General features: G+C 74.2%; 4 protein-coding genes. All 4 read right to left on the bottom strand.

What is annotated here, in order from left to right:
* Positions 1–2449, bottom strand: a 2449-nt coding sequence (locus PH190_RS30430; RefSeq protein WP_274235294.1) for a hypothetical protein, incomplete at its 3' end; no start/stop codon positions are given.
* A 13-nt stretch (positions 2450–2462) separates the two neighbouring features.
* Positions 2463–4139, bottom strand: a complete 1677-nt coding sequence (gene ettA / locus PH190_RS30425; protein ID WP_274235293.1) for an energy-dependent translational throttle protein EttA — start codon at positions 4137–4139, stop codon at positions 2463–2465.
* 60 nt (positions 4140–4199) lie between these two features.
* Entirely contained in the window at positions 4200–5198 is a 999-nt protein-coding gene (locus PH190_RS30420; RefSeq protein WP_274235292.1) for a transposase, read from the bottom strand.
* Between the two features lie 410 nt (positions 5199–5608).
* The gene (locus tag PH190_RS30415; RefSeq protein ID WP_274235291.1) at positions 5609–6187 is read right to left on the bottom strand and encodes a single-stranded DNA-binding protein; all 579 of its coding nucleotides are present in this window, start codon (positions 6185–6187) and stop codon (positions 5609–5611) included.
* Positions 6188–6497: the final 310 nt, after the last annotated feature.

The following is a 6497-nucleotide window of genomic DNA, read 5'->3' as shown; positions in this document are numbered from 1 at the left end:
GGGTGGGGGGGGGCGGGGGGGGCTGGGGGGGCTGCGGGGGCTGCGGGGCCTGCGGGACGTCCGTGCCGCCCAGCGGGACACCGTGGGGCTGGTACTCGCTGAGCAGGTCGACCAGCGTCAACGCCAGCTCCTGCGCGTACTCGTCGTCCTCGGGCCTGATCGTCCCCGGCGCGGCGAGCGCCCCGACCTCGGCGTGGCCGTTGCGGCGTCCGTCCCGGTGCGCGGCGCCGGTCAGCGGGTCGGCGGTGGACTCGGTCCGCCGGTGGTCGGGCTGGTCGGCACCGTCCCGGCGGTCACGCGGGTCGCCGACGCCGGCGAGGTGATCGCGGTCGGCGGGACGCGGGAACCGCTCGTTCTCCGGCGCGTGCGCGGAGTCGAGGCCCGGACCGTCGTGCCGGTCGGGTCCGCGGTCGGGGTCCGGGGTCGACGCGGCCTCGTGGTGCGGCGAGACGTCCGATCCCCGACCGTGCCCCTCGACCGGCGCGACGCCGTTGCCGACGTCCCCGAAGCGGCCGGCACCCGGCCGCGCCGTGTCCCAGGAGAGGCCCCCGTCCCGGAGGGGGTCCGGGCCGGCCGCGGGCCCCGACTCCACCGGGCGCTCCGGGGCCCACCCGTTCGACCGGTCGTCGCCGGCGGGTCCGACCGCGCCGGGCACGCCCCGTCCGTCCTCCTCGGCGCGCACCACGCGACCCGCCCCGACGGAACCGTGGCGCCCCTCGCGAACCTCCCGATCGTCCTCGGGGTCCGGGGCGCGGTGACCTCGGTGCCGTCGCGGCGCGGGCTCGTCGCCCGCCGCCTCCGCGCTCCGACGTCGGCCGGACGAGCCGGCGTCGGCGGTGGAACCGTTCTCGTGGGCAGCACCATCGTCGTCTGGCCCGGCCGCTCGCGTGCGGCCGCTCGCGGACTCCGTCCCGTCGCGGCCGCCGAGCGAGGCGCCCAGCGCGTCGTCCTGACCGTCCTGGTCGGGGCGGCGGCGCAGGATCGACGCGGGCACCTCCCACCGGGCACGGGCTCGGGCGAGCCGTCGGCTGCGGGCCTCGGCCGCCGCGTCGACGTCGCCCCCGGCAGGGTCGTCGGGGGCGCCGGCCTCGCCCTCGTCCCGCACGGGCGTCCCGCCGGGCGGGGTGGTGAAGGGGTCGAGGCTGCCCCCGCGCGCGGCAGCCAGGGCCGCGGCCAGCGCGTCGCTGGGGTCGACCTCCTCGCGGTATCGCCCGCGACGGCGAGGCGCCGTGGCGGGCGCCGGGTCCGCGGCCGGCGACGCGGCGGGCTCCACGACGCCGATCTCGGCGGCGGGCGGTTCCTCGACGGCGTCGAGCCCCGCACCCTCGGGGTCGTCGCGGCGCGGTGTGTCGACGCGCGGAGTGCTCCCCGCCCCGACGGCCGGGGACTCGGCGACGTCCGACGAGCGGGCCGGCCGGCCCTCCGGCGTCGCCAGCGCCACGGCCAGCGCAATCCGCGCGGTCGTCGTCTCGTCCCGCGCGGCGAGAGCGTGCGCGTGCGCCTGGCGTAGCTCGTCGAGGGCGTGCCGGCTCTCCCCGCGCCGGACCGCCACCTCCGCGAGCACCTCGATCGCCTCCGCGGCCTGCGCCTCGTGACCGTGGTCGAGGAGGTCGACCTCCGCCTCCTGCGCCAGGCGCGCGGCGGTGTCGACGTCCCCGGCGGGCAGCCAGACGGCGCTCGCGAGGACGCAGCGCATCCGCCCGACGGCCAGCGACGTCGTGGCCTGCGGCGTCGCGGCGAGCGAGGGCGCCGCCAGCTCGCGGGCCTCGTCTCCGCGCCCGAGCTCGGCGAGCAGCTCGACCTGGTCCGCCACGAGCATCGCGGTCTCGCGGCCGGCCCCGGCCCCGGCTCCGTCCGTCGTCACGCCCCGCAGCACCACGAGCGCCCCGGAGGCATCCCCCGTGACGCGGCGAGCGCGGGCCCGCAACCGCTGGACGGCGAGCCGCCGGACGTCGCCCGCCCCGTCCCCGACCAGCTCCTCGACCTGACGGGCCGCCGCGTCCACGGCGGGGACGTCGCCCCGTGCCGCCCGCGCGGCGGACCACGCCACGAGCGCGTCCGCACGTGCCGCGGCCGGGAGGACCTGGCCCCCGGCCAGCGGCTCGAGCACCGCCTCGGCGGCGTCGACGTCGTCGCACCGCACCGCGGCCCGGGCCAGCTCACAGCGCAGCAGCGCGGCGTCCGAGGTCCGGCCCTCGCGCTCCGCGGCCTGCAGCTGCGGCACGGCGCGCAGGATCAGCGCCGCGGCCCGGTCCGACTGCCCGAGCGCGAGCACCGCCGACCGCTCCGCCGCGCTGCGGGCACCGACGTCGGTGCCCACAGACCGCGCGACGTGCTCGGCCAGCGCGACACTCAGCTGCGGGTCGGTCCACCGCAGGCCCTCGGCGACCTCGAGGATCGCGCTCGCGCTGAGTCCGTGGACCCCGGGCTGCCGCGCCGAGCTCTCCACCGCGTCCGGGTCCTCAGTCCCGGGTCAGCTTGCGGTAGGTGACGCGGTGCGGACGAGCGGCGTCGGGACCGAGGCGCTCGATCTTGTTCTCCTCGTAGTCCGCGAAGTTGCCCTCGAACCAGAACCACGCCGCGGGGTGATCGTCCGTGCCCTCCCACGCGAGGATGTGGGTGCACACGCGGTCGAGGAACCAGCGGTCGTGCGACACGACCACCGCGCAGCCCGGGAAGTTCTCCAGGGCGTTCTCCAGCGACGACAGTGTCTCGACGTCGAGGTCGTTCGTGGGCTCGTCGAGCAGGAGCAGGTTGCCGCCCTGCTGCAGGGTGAGCGCGAGGTTCAGGCGGTTGCGCTCACCGCCGGAGAGGACGTTGACCGGCTTCTGCTGGTCCGGACCCTTGAAACCGAACGCGGACAGGTACGCCCGCGACGGCATCTCGACCTGGCCGACCTGGATGTGGTCCAGACCCCCCGAGACGACCTTCCACACGTTGTCCGTGCCCGACAGCCCCTCGCGGCTCTGGTCGACGTAGGACAGCTTCACCGTGTCGCCGACCCGGACATCACCCGAGTCCGGCTTCTCGAGCCCGACGATGGTCTTGAACAGCGTCGTCTTGCCGACGCCGTTCGGGCCGATGACGCCGACGATGCCGTTGGGCGGCAGCGAGAACGACAGGTCCTTGATGAGCAGCCGGTCGTCGAAACCCTTGTCGAGGTGGCTGACCTCGACCACCACGTTGCCCAGCCGCGGGCCCGGCGGGATCTGGATCTCCTCGAAGTCGAGCTTCCGCGTCTTCTCCGCCTCCGCGGCCATCTCCTCGTACCGGGCCAGACGCGACTTGCTCTTGGCCTGCCGCGCCTTCGCCCCGGAGCGCACCCACGCGAGCTCGTCGGCGAGCCGCTTGCGCAGCTTCGCGTCCTTGCGGCCCTGGACCGCGACACGCTCGGCCTTCTTCTCGAGGTAGGTCGAGTAGTTGCCCTCGTAGGGGTAGGCGCGGCCGCGATCCAGCTCGAGGATCCACTCGGCGACGTTGTCGAGGAAGTACCGGTCGTGCGTGACGGCCAGGACGGCGCCCTCGTAGGACGCGAGGTGCTGCTCGAGCCACTGCACGCTCTCGGCGTCGAGATGGTTGGTCGGCTCGTCGAGCAGGAGCAGGTCGGGCTTGCTGATGAGCAGCTTGCAGAGGGCGACCCGGCGCCGCTCACCACCGGACAGGTGCGTCACCGGCTCGTCGCCGGGCGGGCAGCGCAGGGCGTCCATCGCCTGCTGCAGCTGCGAGTCGAGGTCCCACGCGTCGGCGTTGTCCAGGTCCTCCTGGAGGGCGCCCATCTCCTCCATCAGCGCATCGGAGTAGTCGGTGGCCATGAGCTCGGCGATCTCGTTGTACCGCGCGAGCTTGGTCGCGACCTCGCCGGCGCCCTCCTGGACGTTGCCGAGGACCGTCTTCTCCTCGTTGAGCGGCGGCTCCTGCTGCAGGATGCCGACGGTCGACCCCGGGGCGGCGTACGCCTCGCCGTTGTTGGCCTGGTCCAGTCCGGCCATGATCTTGAGAACGCTCGACTTGCCCGCCCCGTTGGGGCCGACGACACCGATCTTCGCGCCGGGCAGGAAGTTCAGCGTGACGTCGTCGAGGATGACCTTGTCACCATGGGCCTTGCGAACCTTCTTCATGGTGTAGATGAACTCAGCCACGCCCACGATGGTAGTTGCCACGACTCGGCGTCCACCGGCCCCGGGGTTCCTCTGTGTCTGTCAAGCCGCAGGGTCTGAGGTCGTAAGCTCGGTGGCGGCGGGTCCGGGAAGTGACTTGTCCGAAGAGCTGGTGTTCGGGGTTGAGCCAGCCGCGCTGGACGACAGAGCCGCCCCCGTGTGTCCTCCCGGGCCCGCCCCCGCTCGCCGCTCGTCGGCGATCATGGTGCGCCAGACCCGGTCGGCGAGTCGTCGCTTGAGGCAGCGCATCGCCTCGTTGTGGGTCTTACCCTCGCCGATCTTGCGGTCGTAGTAGGCGCGACCGGCGCTGGCGCGCATCCGCACCTGGGTCAGCGCGACCACGTGCAGCGCGAGGTTGAGCTGGCGGTCCCCGCCGCGGGGCAGCCGGTGGCGGGCCTTCTGGGCGCTGGCGACCTCGACCGGAGCGACGCCGGCGTAGTTCGCGAACGCCGAGGCGCTGGCGAACCGGCCGGCGCGACCGGTGCGACCGAGCAGTCGGGCGGCGACCACCGGACCGATGCCGGTGAGCTCGGGGAGCCGGGTGCCGTGCTCGTCGAGCACCCGCGACATCTCGGTGGTGATCTTCTTCAGACGGGCGTCGAGGTCGCGGACCTCGGTGACGACATCGCGGGCGATCGCCTTGCGGGCGGTCTCGACCGGACCGGCCGGACGCAGCCCGGCCAGTACCCTGGCCGCGGCGGCCGCGGTCAGATCGGTGCGACCACCGCCGGGCACCAGGTCGCGGAGCAGGGCGTGGAGCTGGTTGACCGAGCGGGTGCGCTGGGCGACCAGGTTGGCGCGCCGCTCGTCGAGCAACGCCAGCACCGTGCTCAGATCCTCGGCAGCGACCGGGTTGGCGTCGCCGGCCAGCAGCGCGACGCTGGCCGCCGCGGCGGCGTCGATGACGTCGTTCTTGCGACGCCCACCCCGCGACAGCTCGCGTACCCGCGCGGTCGCGGTGGCCGGGACATCGTGGACGGTCTCGCCGCGGGCCAGCAGCCACTGCGCGAGATGCCGCCCCAGCCCGCGGGCGTTCTCCATCGCCCACCGTCGCTGCGGGGAACGACGACGCCCAGCGCAGCAGCCGGCGGTAACCGGCGATCGAAGCGTCGACCTCGAGGGAAGCCAGCATCCGCTGCGAGCCGGGCTCGAGGGCGCTGGCGGTGTGGGTGCGCTTGTGAGGATCGATCCCGATGATGACCACGTCCGCGTGCCTCTCGCTCGACCAGACAGGGGCGAGACCGCGGACGACATGCCGACTTCCAGCGCCGGAGCCCCGGACACACCTCTGTTGAGTCAGACCACGGCCCGGAACACCGACCGGCACGACCAACCCCGGGACAGCCAGCCCGAAGGCGGCAGGCGATTCACGAGTCAGACCGGCCGGTGCTCCGCTTCAGGACCGTAGATCAACAACCTCCACAGCCCTGACCGCTATACAAGTCGGCGGTTCAGGCGCTCGCCCGCGCGGCACCGGACCGACGACGTTCCCCCGCGTCGATCCCGGTGATCGTCGCCCCCTCCGCGCCCGCCTCGAGGCCCACCGCCGCGAGGTCCCCGTCGACGCCCGTCGCGGTCACCGCCGGCGAGGCCCCCACCACGCCCTGGTCGGCGGTCGCGTCGCCGACCTCGGTCGCCACGCCGACCTCACCGGCCTCGCCCGCTCCCGGACGCCAGCGGTGGACCTTCGCCGTGCACCGCGCGAGGTCCGGACCGACGGCGACGGCGCTGATCTCGGTCATGTAGCGGCGCACACCCTCGGCCTCGTACTCCCGGACCGACAGCCGACCGGTGACGATGACCGGGTCACCCTTCGTCAGGCAGCGCGCGCCGTCGGCGAGCCGCCGCCAGCAGTTCACGGAGGCGGTGAAGCGATCGCCGTCGATCCACGTCTCCGTCGCCTTATCCCACCGGCGCTCCGAGCTCGCGACCCGGAACGTCACGAGCTCGTGCTCCTGGTTGGGCCCCACCCGCCGCGCGATCACGTCGCCGGCGACGTTCCCCGTCACCGTCACCATCGTCTCGTTCACGTCGCACTCCGCTCGTCCTCGAGGACGGGGTACTTCCCCGGCCTGCTCGAGGAGCGTCGCGCGAGGTCGACATCAAGCGTGAACGCTGCTCGACGGCCTGGGGACAACCGCGCGGGGTGGGGACGGAGAAGTGGGACGGCGACGCCGTCCCTCGTCCACCCGATCCAGCTGACGCCTCCGCCGGCTCGAGTGAGGGGGTCCAGAAATGCCGAAAGGGGCGAGTGCTCCCGGGGTGGGAGTTCTCGCCCCTTTGGTGGTGTGGGGGTGGTCGGGTGTTCCGGCGGTGTCCTACTCTCCCACGACCTGTCGG

It is taken from the genome of Actinomycetospora straminea (assembly GCF_028737255.1).
Lineage (GTDB): Bacteria > Actinomycetota > Actinomycetes > Mycobacteriales > Pseudonocardiaceae > Actinomycetospora > Actinomycetospora straminea.
Note: the sequence above shows the minus strand (reverse complement) of the source record. Positions and strands in the feature narration are given on the sequence as shown.